Consider the following 14,133-nt stretch of genomic DNA (forward strand, 5'->3'; position numbering starts at 1 on the left):
GACGGGAGCGCAGTGGCATCGAGGAGACGAGTGAGGACCGGGATCGCCGCCGGACTGGCCGTGCTGACGGCCGTCGGCGGCGCGGTGGCCGTCGCGGGCGACGACGGCCGCCGGGTGTTCCCCCGCGCCTCGTACGACCCGTTCCGCGGCTCGGCCGCCGCGCAGGAGTGGGTCGCCCACGGCGACCACGCCGCCGTCGTCCGCGTCACCCGGGAGGAGGCGGGCGAGCCGGACCCGGAGGGCGACCACATCCCCCGGACGGTCACCGCGACCGTCACCCGGACCGTCTGGTCGAGGCCCGGGGCGCCCCGGCTGCCCGAGGAGATCACCCTGCGGGCGAAGGGCTGGTACACCACCCTCCGGGGCGGCAGGGAGGAGGCCGCCCGCGAGGGGGCGCCCCGCCTCGAGCCCGGCCACACCTACGTCGTGGGCCTCACCCGCCTGGGGAGCGGGGTGCAGCTGATCGGTGACGACGCGGCCCTGCCCTACGACGCCGGGACCCTCGGGAGGGGAGAGCTCGAGGGCCGCACCGTCACCCCCGGCGCGTATCGCAGGGCCGTCCTGGGCCTGCCCGAGGACGCGGTCGCCAAGTTCGCCGTCGGCGAGACGTACCGGCCCAGGACCCTGCGCGACGTCCAGCGGCTGCTGGAGGGCACCTCTCCGCGGAACGTCTACCGGCAGGAGGCACTGAGCGGCCTGTACACGGACGTGAACCTGGACCGCGCACCGGACGACCACGCCGACGAGGGCGCCGAGGACCTCCCCGGACGGGTCCGCCGCCGCGTCCCCGCGCTCGACCCCGGCACCGACCACTTCCTGTCGGTCGCCTGCTCCGGGCGCGGCGACGAGGTCACGGTGAGGCTCACCGTCGCCGGGGCGACCACCACCCACCGGCTGCCCTGCAACACGGGCAACGAGTTGGTGGCCGTGAAACGGCCGCGTGGCGAAGTGACGTACGAGATCGCCTCCACGGGGCCGGACGCCGGTGCCGTCGCGTGGAACCTGTCGGAAGCCCCCGGGCCCGCCGGCCGGGAGCGCTGAAGCCACGGGCCGAGCGTCCGCGGCGGGCCGGGAGCGGGAGCGGGGCGCGGGCGCGTACGCCGTAGTCTGTCGGGTGTGTACCGGGAGCGGACTTCGCGGCTGGCGGGAGCGGTGGTGTGGACGAGCACGCCGGCCGGGCCCGGGAGCGGCCGGGTGCTGCCCGACGGCTGCATGGACCTGCTGTGGCACGAGGGACGCCTGCTGGTCGCCGGGCCCGACACCCGTGCGTACGTCACCGGGGGCGCGCAGGGCGGTTGGGCCGGCGTCCGCTTCTTCCCCGGCACGGCGCCCGCCCTGCTGGGCGTTCCCGCGCACGAGCTGCGCGACCGGCGGGTCGAGCTGGCGGACCTCTGGCCGGCGGCACGGGTGCGTCGCCTGACGGCTCGCGTGAACGCGGCGGACGCCCCGGCGCGCGGCCTGGAGGAACTGGCCCTGCGCCGGGCCTCGGAGACCGCTCCGCCCGACCCCGTGCTGGGCCGCATCGTGACCGCCCTGGACGCCGGCCGTCCGGTCGCCGCGACCGCCGACGAACTCGGCCTGGGAGCCCGTCAGTTGCACCGCCGCTCCCTGGCCGCGTTCGGTTACGGCCCCAAGACCCTGGCCCGCATCCTCCGCCTGCGCCGCGCCCTGGCCCTGGCCCGCACGGGCGTCCCCTTCGCGGAGACGGCCGCCCGGACCGGCTACGCGGACCAGGCCCACCTGTCCCGCGAGGTACGGGACCTGGCGGGCCTGCCCTTGCGCGAGCTACTGGCCGCCCGCGGCTAGCGGCGCGAACAGATCGACCCCGTTCCCGTCCGGGTCGAGGACGACGGCGTACCGCTGGCCCCACACCGCGTCCCACGGCTCGAGCTCGGAGCGGCACCCGGCGTCGAGGAGCTCCGCGAAGAGCGCGTCGACTTCCGCGGGACCGTCACACCTCAGCGCCAGGGAGGTCCGGCCCCCGCCCGACGGCGGCTCCCAGCCCGGACGGAAGGACCGGACCGTCTCCTCGGTGTCCAGCATCAACCGCAGCCCTCCCGGCAGTTCGGCCTCCGTGTGCCCCTGCTTCTCGGCCCCCTCCGGGAAGGCGAGACCGAGGCGGCGGTAGAAGGCGACGGAGGCGGCCATGTCGGAGACGACCAGCCCGATGGCATCGAATCGTGCACTCATGCGGCAACCGTAGGACGTCCCGCCCACCCGGTCTTGAAGGAATCGGACAGCCGGGCGGTCACCGCGGGGACGACCGCCCGGCGTGCAGCTCCGAGCGGACGAGTTCCAGGAGGCGGCCCGCCCAGTTCCGGCCGCGTCCGCCGTTGTCGCCCCAGAAGCCCGAGGCGATGTCGTCGTAGACGAGCGTCGCGTCGTCCGTGGACAGCAGGACGCGGGCCAGGTGCGGATGCTGGGTGTACTTGGCGCGCAGCAGCGCGGCCATGACGGCCGTCCGGGCCTGCTCCCAGCCCTCGCGCCGGTCGGCACCGGCGGCCAGGCTGCGGGCCTCGAACGTGCCCCCCCCCGCCCGGGCGACGGCTTCCCGGACGGCGGGGTCGGCGGCCGACAGGGACCAGTAGGCGTGGGTGACCGTGGGGTAGGTGACGCCGTCGACCTCGACGGGCGCCGGGTACTCGTTGCGCAGGGCCTCGGTGCCCGGGTCGTCCGGCGCTTCGAGCGGGTGGCTCTGGCAGAGGTGGATCGCGGGGGCGACGGGGGTGGCGGGACCGTCGGCCGGCACGCGTGAGCGCTGCTCGGCCCTCCACTTCGCCCGGTCCTCGAAGTAGGCGAGCGCCCGGTCGTAGACCTCCTGCGTGATCTCCTCGTCCGGCCGGCGGGCGGCGAACCCGCCGGGCCCGGCGACCGGGACCTGCAGCGGCCGGTCCTTGCGGTCCATGTCGCCCAGTGCGTAGGGGCGTTGTGTCCGGGGGATGGCGAAGTAGGCGTCGCGGGCAGCGGCCCGCTTCTCCTCGGTGCGGTCCGCGAGGAACGCGTCGACGGCGGCCAGACAGCGGTCCGTCGAGTCCGGGCGCCCGTTGAGCTGGTCGATCGTGTCGCGTATCTCGGCCACCAGCGTCTCGGGGGTGAGCCAGGTGCGCGGTTCACCGAACTTCCACGTGGCCAGCTCGAAGGCGGACGCCTCCGCGCCCTCGGGGAGTTCGGTCGCGACCCAGCCGCTGCGCAGCTTCCCCCCGAACTCCTCCAGGGTGACCAGGCCCCAGCAGTCGACGAGCCCGTCCGCGTAGATGAACAGGTCGGTCAGGTGGTGGCGCACGTTGCGGATGAAGACGTGCCGCCACGTCCCGGGGACGCGTATGCCGTCCACCGTGCGGTAGGTGATCCGGTTGCCGGTCATCCGGACAGTCTGGAGGAACGGCCCGACCGCGCGACACCGGGTTTCCCCCGGCGCCGGGCGTCTCCCGCGCGGCTGCCCGCATCCGGTTGGATGGGCGCATGATCCGTACCGCGCGCGTCCTGCCGCTGTTGCTGCTCGCCCCTCTGCTGCTCACCGCCTGTGGTGAGGAGGTCAAGGGGGCGGGGGAGGCGGGCGCCGCCGCCCCCGCCCCCGGACTCGCGCCCCGAGCCAGGGCGTTGGGCATCGCACCGGAACTCGTGTACGTCACCGGGGCACCCGGGTTCGCGCTCGCCCCGCAGTCCGCCGGGGTGTACGGCGGGGACGGGTTCTCCGCCACGTACGTCTCGCGGGGGAGCGGCGGGCAGCTGCGGCTGTACGTCGACCGGGGCACGATGTCCGCCGCCGACTGCACCGAGCGGCAGACGGTGTGCGAGGAGGAGGAGGACGGGGTCTGGTACCGGAGCGGAGGCGGGGGGCACGAGTACGCCGTGGTGAAGGAGGGCCACGTCGTACGCCTCGAGGGCGACGCCTCGGTCCCCCGGGACGTGGTGCGGAGGGCGGCGGAGGACGCCCACCGGCCGTCGGGCGAGGAGGCCGCCGGGCTGCTGCCGTCCGCACCCGCCGGTGACGCGGCGCCGACCGGCCCCGCCGACGACGCGAAGCCGACCGGCCCCGTCGAGCGCGGCGACCTGCCGCCGGCCGGTGACGGGGCGCCCCGCAACGACGTGGGCGCGGGCGGGTGAGGCGGCGGACCGGCCCGGCATAGGCTCGGGCCCATGGCCGTCCCCGCGCTCCTCGTGTACACCCGCACCGCCGACTACCGGCACGACTCCATCCCCGCCGGCGTCGCCGCCCTGCGCGCCCTCGGCGGCTTCGACGTCGACGCCACCGAGGACCCCGCCGTCCTCGAGGCGCCGCTGGACCGGTACGCCGCCGTCGTCTTCCTCTCCACCAGCGGCGAGGTGCTCACCCCCGCCGGACGGGAGCGGCTCGCGGCGTACGTCGAGGCGGGCGGCGGTTTCGCCGGGGTGCACGCCGCCGCCTGCACGGAGTACGACTGGCCGTACTACGGCGAGCTGCTCGGCGCCCGCTTCGACCGGCATCCGGCCTTCCAGCCGGGACGCGCCGTGGTCGAGGACCACGACCACCCGGCGACCCGGCACCTGCCGCCCGTGTGGGAGTTCACCGACGAGTGGTACGACTTCCGCACCAACCCGCGTTCCGCCGTGCGGGTCCTCGTCTCCGCCGACGAGTCGTCGTACGACGGCGGCGGCATGGGCGGCGACCACCCGCTGGCCTGGTGCCGCGGACAGGGCGCCGGGCGCGTCTTCTACACCGCGCTCGGGCACGCCGCCGAGGCCTACGCCGACCCGCGTTTCCGCGCCCACCTGCTCGGCGGCGTCACCTGGGCCGCCGCCCGGTGATCACTCCTTGCGGGAGGAGTGCGTGTTCAGGTCCTGCGGGTCGGGACGGAAGCGGTTCTCCCGGTCGCCGGGATAGGCGGCGACCGGCGCGGGCGGCTGGGCCCTGACGTCGCCGGCCCACTCCTCGGCGAGGTAGTCGCCCAGGGCCTCCCGGAGCTCGGCGCAGTCCTCCGGCCGGCCCTCCCGCAGCCCGATGCCGTACCGGTTGATGTTCCCGGACGAGACGTCGCGGACGACCTCGAGGGGCACCTTGCCGCTCCTCTGCTGCTCCACGAACCCGTGGAGCAGCGCCTCGTCGGTGAACACGGCGTCGGCGTCGCCCTGCCGGAGCTTGCGCACGCAGGCCGAGCAGTCGCTCCCGGCGCGCGGTGCCGTGCCGCCGGGCAACGGCGCGACACGGCCCGTGACCGTGGCCCGTGTGCTGAGGGGCGGGAAGCGGGTGGCCGGTCGCCCGGTGCGGTTCTCGTCCGGCCGTGCCCGGTCCGGTGCCCGGTGCGGCGTTCCCGAGGAGGTGGGCCGGGGTGCCGTCGGAGCATCGTCGTGCCGTGGGCAGGGGGCTGGACAGCGTCCCTCCGCCGGGCAGTCGCACGAGGGCGGTGCCCGGGCCGTGCGTGCGGCGGCCGGCCGCGTGGCCGCCTCGGGCCGCCCGGGGAAGCGGCTACCGCCCGGGTCCGGGCCGTGCCGTGCTCGCGCGCTCCACCAGGCGCGTCGACAACTCCGTACGGGTGCTCTCCGGGTGGTGGCCGTCCATCATGCGCAGGAGCAGGCGCAGGGCCGTCGCCGCCATCTCGGACAGGGGCTGGCGGACCGTCGTCAGGGGCGGGGTGGGCCAGCGGGACTCGGGGAGGTCGTCGAAGCCGACCACGCTCATGTCGTCCGGTACGCGCAGGCCCCGCTCGGCCAGGGCCTCGTAGACCCCGAGCGCCGTCCGGTCCGAACAGGCGAAGACGGCCGTCGGCGGCTCGGGCAGGTCGAGGAGTTCGTGCGTGCGGCGACGGGCCGCGGCCGCGTCGGGGCCGGCGCGGCGGACGTACTCGGCGCGGTGCCGCACGCCCGCCGAGGCGAGGGCCGAGCGGTAGCCGGCGACGCGTGCGTCGCCGGACATCGTGGGCCGGCGACCGGTGACGACGGCGATGCGCTCGTGGCCCAGGGACAGCAGGTGCTCCGTCGCCGTCACCCCGCCCTGCCAGTTCGCCGCGCCCACCGAGACGACGCCCGCCGGGGGCTCGAGGACCGGGTCGACCATCACGAAGGGGACGCGGTGCCGCTCGAGCCACGCGTACTGCGGCTCGCTCAGCTCGGCCAGGTGGAACAGCACCCCGGACGAGCCGCGCAGGACGAGTTTGTCCAGCCAGTCCCGCTCCGGGCCGTCGGGGCGGCCGCGGTTCGCGGCCGCCGAGACCACGATCTCCAGGCCCGCGTCGTGCGCCGCCCCCTCCGCGCCGTGCAGCACCGCGCCCGACCCGGTCTCCTCCAGCGACCGCACCACGAGGTCCACCAGCCGCGGCACCCTCCCGGTATCGAACCGGGGCCTCCTGATGTAACCGAGCCGGTCCAGTGCCTCCGTGACCCGGCGGCGGGTCTCCGGGGCCACGTCCTGGCGGCCGTTGACCACCTTCGACGCGGTCGGCACCGACACCCCCGCCGCGCGGGCCACGACCGCGAGCGTCGGCCCGGCCGTCACGTCCGCACGCCCCGGACGGACCATCGGAACCCCCACCTCTTCACCGGATAGAAAGCGCTTCCTACTCTAGATCCGGCCCGCGCGTCCGGGAAGAACCCGTGCACGTACGCAGGAATACCGATGAGCGCCGTGGTGCTCTTGTGTCACCGGCGGGTCCGCCGGTGCGTGGGAGCGGCGCGGCGAAGGGCTGGTGGGCGCATGACGGCAGGCCGGAAGAACCCCGTGATCAGAACCCCGCACGGAGCCGTGCGCGGCCGGTGGGAGCAGGGCGTCGCCGTGTTCCGGGGCATCCCGTACGCGGCGCCGCCGTTCGGGCCCCGCCGGTTCCGGCCGCCCGCCGCGCCGGAACCGTGGGACGGTGTGCGCGACGCCGGGGCCTTCGGGCCGACGGCCCCGAAGCCGCCGTACTCCGAGGCGTTCGCGCAGTACCTGTCCGACCCGGCCGTGCCCGGCGACGACTGCCTCAACCTCAACGTGTGGACCCCGGACCCGTCCCCCGACGCCCGGCTGCCGGTGTTCGTCTGGCTGCACGGCGGCGCCCTGACCAGGGGCTCCTCCGCGGTCCCCGTGTACGACGGGAGGACCTTCGCCCGCGACGGCGTGGTGTTCGTGTCGGTCAACTACCGGCTGGGCGTCGAAGGCTACGGCCTGTTCCCCGACGCCCCCGCCAACCCCGGCCTGCGCGACCAGTTCGCCGCCCTGCGCTGGGTCCACGAGGCGGTCACGGCCTTCGGCGGCGACCCCGGCCGCGTCACCCTGGGCGGCCAGTCCGCCGGGGCCATCAGCACCGGTGCGCTCATCGCCGCGCCGCAGGCCCGGGGGCTGGTCCGGCGGGCCGTCCTGCAGAGCGGGCCGCCCGAGGCGGCCGACCGGGACAAGGTGCGGCGGATGGTCCGCCGCATGGCGAACCGGCTGAAGGTCCCCGCCACCGCCGAGGCCTTCGCCGCCGTCGACCGCGAACAGCTGCTCCGTGTCCAGGCCGACGTGGGCCGGCGCAGCAGCCCGGTGCTCGGCGGCCCCGCCTTCGGCATCGTCGTCGACGGCGACCTCGTCCCGCGCGACCCCCTGGAGGCGCTGACGGACGGTGCCGCCCCCGGAGTCGACCTGCTCGCCGGCTGGACCCGCGACGAGTACCGGCTCTGGCTGGTCCCCGGCGGCCTGCTGGACCGCGTCGACCGGCTCGGCGCGGTCGCCCTCGCCGGCGCGATGGCCCGCTGCCACTGCGGCAGCGAGGTCCCGCGCGGCTACCGCACCCTGCGCCCGGACGCCGGCACCGTCGAGATCGTCGGGCAGATGGTCACCGACCACCTGCTGCGCATCCCGCTGCACCGTCTCGCCGACGGCCGCACGGAGCCGTCGTACGTCTACGAGTTCGCCTGGCCGTCCAACCGGCCCCGCATGGGCGCCTGCCACGCCCTGGAGCTGGGGTTCGTGTTCGACAGCGGGGACGAGCCCGACGCCCGCAAACTCGCCGGCGAGGGCGCCCCGCGGGAGCTGGCCGACGCCATGCACGGCGCGTGGGTGCGGTTCGTCGCCGACGGTTCGCCGGGGTGGGAGCGGTGGGACGCGGGGCATCCGGTGCAGGTCTTCGGCGACGGCGCGCCGCACGTCGCCCACGGCCCACGGGACCGCGAACTCGCCCTGTGGGCCACGGCCGACGCCCCCGCCGAGGAGCCCGCGCCCGCGTCGGCGCCGGAACTGCGCTCGGTGATCCGCCGACTGCGCCGCAGCGGCGCGCTCCGGCGGGGCTGAGGGGACGCGACACCTCCCGGACACCCCGCGACCGGGGAAGGAGAGTCCCTCGTCGGGGCTGCCGAGGCCCCTGAGATGATCATCGCAGGAATGGTCGAAGGGGGCTGCGTGTCCGCGTTCGTTCTGGTCGTCGGTCCGGTGATGGCGCTGGTGCTCGGGGCGGCGGGGGCGGTGGCCCTGGTGACCGGCCGGATCGTGCTGCCCTGGTTCCGCGACAGCGTGGGCCGTCCCGGACTGTGGGGTGCCGGTGCGCTCCTGCTGGCCGGAGGGCTCGCGACCGCGCGCCTCACGCCCTCCGGGGGCAACATGCCGCTCGTCCTGGGCGGTCTCGTCCTGATGGCGGCGTCACAGCTCCTCACACCCCCGAGGACACGGCGGACGGGACGGACGGGGCGGACTGGACGGACGGGGCGGACTGGACGGCAGGACGCGAGGCGCGACGGGGGGCACGGACCCCGCACGGCGTGCGCCACGTACCTCGCGGAGGACGTCCGGACCGGCGCCCGGCGGGCCACACCGCGCCGGTGTTCCCAGAGGGTGCGCACGGGAAGGCCACCCGGGGCTGCGGGTGACGGTGGGGCGGGGCGCCCGGGATCCCGGGGTGCGGATGCCGGGAAGTGAGATCACCGGCGCAACCGGCGCAACCGGCGCAACCGGCGCGACGGCCGAGAACCCCGTCCCGCCACGGGGCCCGGGGAAGGTCGTGCGGTGCGAGTCCGCTAGGGCGCCCGCACCGTCCCCGCGATCGCCGAGATCGTCTCCGGTCCCACCCGGCAGCACCCTCCGATCAGCCGCGCCCCGGACTCCCGCCACCGGGTGACCCGCCCGGCGGTGAAGGTCGGCCGGCCGGTCCAGGCCCGCGCCCGCGCGTCCCAGGTCTCGCCGCTGTTGGGGTAGACCACGACCGGTTTGCCGGTGACGCGGGCGGCGAGGGCCACCGCGCGGTCGGCGTCCTCGGGGGCGCAGCAGTTCACGCCGACCGCGATCACCTCGTCCGCGTCGGCCGCGAGCGCGAAGGCCTCCTCCAGCGGCTGCCCGGCCCGGGTGCGGTCGCCGGCCGCCGAGTACGACAGCCAGGCCGGGACGCCCAGCCCGCGCACCACCCGCAGCAGGGCCTCGGCCTCGTCGGTGTCGGGGACCGTCTCCAGGGCGAGCACGTCGGGGCCGGCGGCCGCCAGGACCTCCGCCCGGGGGCGGTGGAAGCGCTCCAGCTCGGAGACGGTCAGCCCGTAGCGGCCCCGGTACTCGGAGCCGTCGGCGAGCATCGCGCCGTACGGGCCGACGGAGGCCGCCACCCACAGCGGGCGGTGCGGCCCCCGGGCCCGCCGGGCCGCCGTGCGGGCGCACTCCACGCTCAGGGCGAGCAGCTCGGCGGTCCGCTCCCGGCCGGTCCCGCGCCGGGCGAAGCCCTCGAAGGTGGCCTGGTAACTGGCGGTGATCGCCACGTCCGCGCCCGCCTCGAAGTAGGCGAGGTGCGCCCCGGTCACCGCTTCGGGGTCCTCGGCGAGCAGCCGCGCCGACCACAGCTCGTCGCCCAGGTCGTGCCCGGCCGCCGCGAGCTGGTTGGACATGCCGCCGTCGAGGACGACCGCGCCGCCCGCGAGGGCGTCGGCGAGGGCGGGGGTGGTGCTCATGCCGTCCGACGGTAGTCGAAGCCGGACACCGGCCCCCGACCTGCCCCGCCGTCTCTCGCAGCGCGCCCGCGCGGGAGGGCTGGGATCCTGAGGGGAGACGAACCGTGGTCGGGAAGGCGGTGGACATGTGCCGTTGGCTGGCCTACTCGGGCACCCCCATCCTGCTCGACAGCATCCTCTACAGGCCGACCCACTCACTGATCGACCAGAGCCTGCACGCCAAGATGGGTGTCGAGACCACCAACGGCGACGGGTTCGGCGTCGGCTGGTACGTGCCGGACAAGGACAGTCCCGCGGTGGTCCGGGACATCGGCCCGGCGTGGAGCGACCGCAACCTGCGGGAGATCGCCGGCCACGTCGTCTCCCCGCTCTTCTTCGGCCACATCCGGGCCTCGACCGGCACGGCGGTGCAGCAGACGAACTGCCATCCGTTCCGCCACGGCCGCTGGATGTGGATGCACAACGGCGCGATCGCCGAGTACCACCGCCTCCGGCGCGACCTCGCGCTGGCCGTCGACCCGGACCTCTTCTCCGACATCGAGGGGTCCACGGACTCGGAGATGATGTTCTACCTGGCGCTCACCTTCGGCCTGGCGGAGGACCCGCCGGGCGCGGTCGCCCGGATGGCCGGTCTGGTGGAACGCGTCGGCCACGAGCACGGCGTGGAGTTCCCGCTGCAGATGACGGTCGCGGTGACCGACGGCGTGCGGCTGTGGGCGTTCCGCTACTCGAGCCAGCAGGAGTCCCGCTCCCTCTTCTACAGCACCCGCGTGGAGACCCTGCGCTCCCTCCACCCGGACGTGGCCTTCCTGCGCGAGATCTCCGGCGACGCCCGTCTCATCGTCTCCGAACCCCTGGGCGACCTGCCCGGCGCCTGGAACGCGGTCCCCGAGGGCACCTACGGCGTCGTCCAGCCCGAGGGCGACGAGATGCACGCGTTCGCGCCCGCGTAGGGGGCCGGGGAGCGGTGCCCGCCCGTCCCGTCGGAACCGTTGACCCGTCCTCGGCACGCCTTTACCTTGACATCGTTCGTCATTTCAAATGCCGTTCGCGATATCGAACGACGGGATCGCGATCGCCTCCCCGAGACACGAGAGGCAGACCCGTATGAGCCGCGCCGACGACCTGCCGGAGCGGTCCGGCCCGCCCGGACCCCCCGCCCGCAGGCTCCTGCTGAAGGGCACCCTCGCCGCGGGCGCCCTGGCCGCCGCCCCCGCGGTGGCCCACGCGTCCGTTCCCGCCGAGCCCACCGCACGCCCGAAGGCGACCCCCTACGTGAACCCGCTCGTCCGCAACCGCGCCGACCCGCACATCACCCGCCACACCGACGGCTTCTACTACTTCACCGCCACCGTCCCCGAGTACGACCGGATCGTCCTGCGCCGCTCCCGCACGCTGAACGGCCTGGGCGGTGCCGCCGAGGCCGTCATCTGGCGGGCCCACCCCACCGGCGACATGGGCGCCCACATCTGGGCGCCGGAGATGCACCGCATCGGCGGCAAGTGGTACGTCTACTTCGCCGCCGCCCCCGCCGAGGACGTGTGGGCGATCCGCATCTGGGTGCTGGAGAACGCCCACCCGGACCCCTTCGAGGGCACCTGGGTGGAGAAGGGGCGGATCAAGACCGCCTGGGAGACCTTCTCCCTGGACGCCACCACCTTCACCCACCGCGGCACCCGCTACCTCGCCTGGGCCCAGCACGAACCCGGCGTGGACAACAACACCGCCGTCTGGCTCTCCGAGATGGCGAACCCCTGGTCCCTGACCGGCCCTCAGGTGAGGCTGACGACCCCCGAGTACGACTGGGAGTGCGTCGGCTTCAAGGTCAACGAGGGGCCGTACGTCCTGAAGCGCAACGGTCGGCTGTTCATGACCTACTCCGCCAGCGCCACCGACGCCCACTACTGCATGGGCCTGCTCACCGCCGCCGACGACAGCGACCTCATGGACCCCGCGAGCTGGACCAAGTCTCCCGTCCCCGTCTTCACCAGCAACGGCACCACCCGGCAGTACGGTCCCGGCCACAACTGCTTCACCGTCGCCGAGGACGGCCGTACCGACGTCCTCGTCTACCACGCCCGCCCGTACGAGGAGATCGACGGCGATCCGCTGGACGACCCCAACCGCCACACCCGGGTGCAGACGTTCGGCTTCAAGCCGGACGGCACCCCGGACTTCGGCGTCCCCGTGGCCGACACGGCCGGCGCACGGACGTGAGGGGCCGGTCACCGCGGCAGGGCGCCCCAGGCCCTCCGGGGCACCGGGACGCGAACGCTTCGGCCGGGACCAAAGCGTTCCGCCCCTAGCGTTCGCCCCATGACCTCCTTCGCCGACCTGCACCACGCCGACGAACCCCTGCTCCTGCCCAACGCCTGGGACCACGCCTCCGCGCTCGCCCTGGCCGCCCGGGGCTTCCGGGCCGTCGGCACCACGAGCCTCGCCGTCGCGGCGGCGGCCGGGCTGCCCGACGGGGCCGCGGCGACCCGGGAGCAGACGCTGCGGCTCGCGCGCACCCTCGGCTCCGGCCCCTTCCTGCTGTCCGTGGACGCGGAGGACGGTTTCGGCGACGACCCGGACGCGGTGGCCGAGCTGGCCCGGGAGCTGTTCGCCCTGGGCGCCGCCGGCATCAACCTGGAGGACGGGCTCGGGCCCGCCGACCGGCACGCGGCGAAGATCGCCGCGGTCCGGGCGGCGGTCCCCGGCCTCTTCGTGAACGCCCGCACCGACACCCACTGGCTCGGCGACGGCGAGGGCACCGCGGCCCGCGCGGAGGCCTACCGGGACGCGGGTGCGCACGGCGTCTTCGTCCCCGGGCTCGACGACCCCCGCGGGATCGCCGCCCTGGTGCGCCGTCTGGGCGACACCCCCCTCAACGTCCTCTACTCGCCCACCGGGCCGTCCGTCCCCCACCTCGCCGACCTGGGCGTCCGCCGCATCAGCCTCGGCTCGCTGCTGTACCGGCGGGCGCTGGGCGCGGCGGTGGAGGCGGCGGCCGAGATCCGGGCGGGACGGGAGCCGGGGGGCGCGGCGCCCTCGTACGAGGAGGTGCAGGCCCTGGCCGACCGGCCCGTGGGGGAGGGCGACGGCACGGCCCTCCCGGAGTGACCCCGGTACGGTGGGCGCTTTCGCGGGTGCCAGGTCCTGTGGACTCGCCCGCTCACCGAGGAGATCAGGTACTTCGCCGCCTCCCGTCGAGGGAGCCGGGCGGCACCCGCAACAGGAACTGGAACACGCCGTACCCGGCGGCCGCGCACCCGAGTCCGCCGAGCCGGCCCACGAGCCGGGCGGGACGGGAGGCGTCGTCGTCCGGTGAGGAGGGTTCCGGGTCCGGGCCGGTGGGCCGCAAGGGCCCGCGACCGAGCTGCTGGGACAAGGCGCGCTCCCTCCCCGGGCGGCGACGCGTGATCCCCGACCTCCGCGAAGCCCGCGTCCAGGACAACGGCTCCGACTCGACGTCCGTACCGCTGTTTTCGCCCGTTCACGCCCGGTACCGCCGTCGAACGGTCAACTCCCCTGTTCCCGGGGCCAGTTCTCCAGGGCGATGTGCAGGGCCCCGACCACCTTGTCCCAGGACGCCCGGACGTCGCGCGGGGAGGCGAAACCGCCGGCGGCCTCCAGGGCGCAGTAGCCGTGGAGGGTGCTGCGCAACAGGCGTACGGCGTCGGTGAGGTCGGGTTCCTCCAGACCGTAGCCGCGGAGCAGGCCGTAGGTGATCTCGGCGGTGCGGCGCAGCGCGGGGGAGTCGGCGACCAGGGACGGGTCCAGGTGGACCTGGGTGGCCGCGTAGCGGCCCGGCCGGGTGAGCGCGTACTCCCGGTAGGCCCCCGCGAACGCGGCCAGGGCGTCCTCGCCGGTCCGCCCGGCGACCGCCGCCGCGATCCGCTCGATCATCTCCCCGCCCGCGAGCAGGGCCATCCGGGCGCGCAGGTCGCGCAGGCCGCGCACATGCGCGTACAGGCTCGCGTCCTTCACGCCGAAACGCCGGGCCAGCGCGGACAGCGTGACGTTCTCGAACCCGGCCTCGTCGGCCAGGTCGGCGGCGGCCGTGACGAGGCGGTCGGCGGTGAGTCCGGCGCGGGGCATGCGGCCTCCGGGGGAGCCTGGGGGACCGGGGAGCGCTCAGCCTACCCAGCCGGTGCGGGCGAGCCGTCGCGTCCGGGGCATGCACCGCTCATCTCAAATCCGTTCAACGTTCATCCATTTGCTTGATCCTCCACACGCGGCGTGGTCGCGCCGCGGAAGGCAGCCGCACCGAACCGGCGGCATCCAGGAGGC

The 14,133-nt window shown here is 75.4% G+C and carries 14 protein-coding genes; 8 read left to right on the forward strand and 6 right to left on the reverse strand.

The features are described from left to right. The first annotated feature begins 30 nt into the window (after positions 1-30). Both FHS37_RS13970 and FHS37_RS13975 read left to right on the forward strand, forming a co-directional pair. Complete coding sequence (locus tag FHS37_RS13970) at positions 31-1,041, forward strand: hypothetical protein (protein ID WP_184820845.1); 1,011 nt, start codon at positions 31-33, stop codon at positions 1,039-1,041. A 75-nt stretch (positions 1,042-1,116) separates the two neighbouring features. Next, entirely contained in the window at positions 1,117-1,806 is a 690-nt protein-coding gene (locus FHS37_RS13975) for a helix-turn-helix domain-containing protein (protein ID WP_184820847.1), read from the forward strand. On the opposite strand, the gene FHS37_RS13980 is transcribed toward FHS37_RS13975, so the two are convergent. Next, on the reverse strand, positions 1,786-2,190 hold the full coding sequence (locus FHS37_RS13980; RefSeq protein ID WP_184820849.1) for a VOC family protein: 405 nt from the start codon (positions 2,188-2,190) through the stop codon (positions 1,786-1,788). The genes FHS37_RS13975 and FHS37_RS13980 overlap by 21 nt on opposite strands. Before the next feature lie 58 nt (positions 2,191-2,248). Continuing rightward, positions 2,249-3,364 carry an NADAR family protein gene (locus FHS37_RS13985; protein WP_184820852.1) on the reverse strand — a complete coding sequence of 372 codons (1,116 nt, stop codon included), beginning with the start codon at positions 3,362-3,364 and terminating at the stop codon, positions 2,249-2,251. Between the two features lie 98 nt (positions 3,365-3,462). On the opposite strand from FHS37_RS13985, the gene FHS37_RS13990 reads away from it, so the two are divergent. Beyond that, complete coding sequence (locus FHS37_RS13990; protein ID WP_184820854.1) at positions 3,463-4,107, forward strand: hypothetical protein; 645 nt, start codon at positions 3,463-3,465, stop codon at positions 4,105-4,107. 33 nt (positions 4,108-4,140) lie between these two features. Beyond that, on the forward strand, positions 4,141-4,788 hold the full coding sequence (locus FHS37_RS13995; protein ID WP_184820856.1) for a ThuA domain-containing protein: 648 nt from the start codon (positions 4,141-4,143) through the stop codon (positions 4,786-4,788). On the opposite strand, the gene FHS37_RS14000 is transcribed toward FHS37_RS13995, so the two are convergent. Together FHS37_RS14000 and FHS37_RS14005 are read right to left on the reverse strand one after the other, a co-directional pair. Beyond that, positions 4,789-5,127, reverse strand: a complete 339-nt coding sequence (locus FHS37_RS14000; RefSeq protein WP_184820858.1) for a type 2 periplasmic-binding domain-containing protein — start codon at positions 5,125-5,127, stop codon at positions 4,789-4,791. 319 nt (positions 5,128-5,446) lie between these two features. Beyond that, on the reverse strand, positions 5,447-6,496 hold the full coding sequence (locus FHS37_RS14005; protein ID WP_184820860.1) for a LacI family DNA-binding transcriptional regulator: 1,050 nt from the start codon (positions 6,494-6,496) through the stop codon (positions 5,447-5,449). Between the two features lie 174 nt (positions 6,497-6,670). On the opposite strand from FHS37_RS14005, the gene FHS37_RS14010 reads away from it, so the two are divergent. Continuing rightward, entirely contained in the window at positions 6,671-8,224 is a 1,554-nt protein-coding gene (locus tag FHS37_RS14010; RefSeq protein ID WP_184820862.1) for a carboxylesterase/lipase family protein, read from the forward strand. A 719-nt stretch (positions 8,225-8,943) separates the two neighbouring features. Here the strand turns inward: FHS37_RS14010 and mmuM are convergent. Then, positions 8,944-9,858: a homocysteine S-methyltransferase gene (gene mmuM / locus FHS37_RS14015; RefSeq protein ID WP_184820864.1), complete on the reverse strand. Its 915-nt coding sequence runs from the start codon at positions 9,856-9,858 to the stop codon at positions 8,944-8,946. Positions 9,859-9,983: 125 nt separating this feature from the next. Between mmuM and FHS37_RS14020 the strand changes: the two genes are divergently transcribed. The 3 genes from FHS37_RS14020 to FHS37_RS14030 all read left to right on the forward strand — a co-directional run bounded on the left by FHS37_RS14020 (position 9,984) and on the right by FHS37_RS14030 (position 12,963). Continuing rightward, a complete protein-coding gene (locus FHS37_RS14020; RefSeq protein WP_184821137.1) occupies positions 9,984-10,811 on the forward strand; it encodes a class II glutamine amidotransferase in 828 nt (275 codons plus the stop codon). A 154-nt stretch (positions 10,812-10,965) separates the two neighbouring features. Continuing rightward, positions 10,966-12,075, forward strand: coding sequence for a glycoside hydrolase family 43 protein (locus FHS37_RS14025; RefSeq protein WP_184820866.1), 1,110 nt, complete (start codon positions 10,966-10,968; stop codon positions 12,073-12,075). 99 nt (positions 12,076-12,174) lie between these two features. Then, positions 12,175-12,963, forward strand: a complete 789-nt coding sequence (locus tag FHS37_RS14030; protein ID WP_184820868.1) for an isocitrate lyase/PEP mutase family protein — start codon at positions 12,175-12,177, stop codon at positions 12,961-12,963. A 399-nt stretch (positions 12,964-13,362) separates the two neighbouring features. Here FHS37_RS14030 and FHS37_RS14035 read toward each other — a convergent pair whose 3' ends face one another. Continuing rightward, entirely contained in the window at positions 13,363-13,941 is a 579-nt protein-coding gene (locus FHS37_RS14035) for a TetR/AcrR family transcriptional regulator (RefSeq protein WP_184820870.1), read from the reverse strand. Between the last annotated feature and the right edge of the window lie 192 nt (positions 13,942-14,133).

The sequence above is a fragment of the Streptomyces griseomycini genome (genome assembly GCF_014203535.1).
GTDB classification, from domain to species: Bacteria; Actinomycetota; Actinomycetes; order Streptomycetales; family Streptomycetaceae; genus Streptomyces; species Streptomyces griseomycini.

Bases quoted from the DNA above. Each gene is read 5' to 3' on its own strand.
- FHS37_RS14025 (WP_184820866.1), top strand. From the start codon at position 10,966: ATGAGCCGCGCCGACGACCTGCCGGAGCGGTCCGGCCCGCCCGGACCC.
- FHS37_RS13980 (WP_184820849.1), bottom strand. From the start codon at position 2,190: ATGAGTGCACGATTCGATGCCATCGGGCTGGTCGTCTCCGACATGGCC.
- FHS37_RS14010 (WP_184820862.1), top strand. From the start codon at position 6,671: ATGACGGCAGGCCGGAAGAACCCCGTGATCAGAACCCCGCACGGAGCC.
- FHS37_RS14020 (WP_184821137.1), top strand. From the start codon at position 9,984: ATGTGCCGTTGGCTGGCCTACTCGGGCACCCCCATCCTGCTCGACAGC.
- FHS37_RS14005 (WP_184820860.1), bottom strand. From the start codon at position 6,496: ATGGTCCGTCCGGGGCGTGCGGACGTGACGGCCGGGCCGACGCTCGCG.
- FHS37_RS14035 (WP_184820870.1), bottom strand. From the start codon at position 13,941: ATGCCCCGCGCCGGACTCACCGCCGACCGCCTCGTCACGGCCGCCGCC.
- FHS37_RS13995 (WP_184820856.1), top strand. From the start codon at position 4,141: ATGGCCGTCCCCGCGCTCCTCGTGTACACCCGCACCGCCGACTACCGG.
- FHS37_RS14030 (WP_184820868.1), top strand. From the start codon at position 12,175: ATGACCTCCTTCGCCGACCTGCACCACGCCGACGAACCCCTGCTCCTG.
- mmuM (WP_184820864.1), bottom strand. From the start codon at position 9,858: ATGAGCACCACCCCCGCCCTCGCCGACGCCCTCGCGGGCGGCGCGGTC.
- FHS37_RS13985 (WP_184820852.1), bottom strand. From the start codon at position 3,364: ATGACCGGCAACCGGATCACCTACCGCACGGTGGACGGCATACGCGTC.
- FHS37_RS13990 (WP_184820854.1), top strand. From the start codon at position 3,463: ATGATCCGTACCGCGCGCGTCCTGCCGCTGTTGCTGCTCGCCCCTCTG.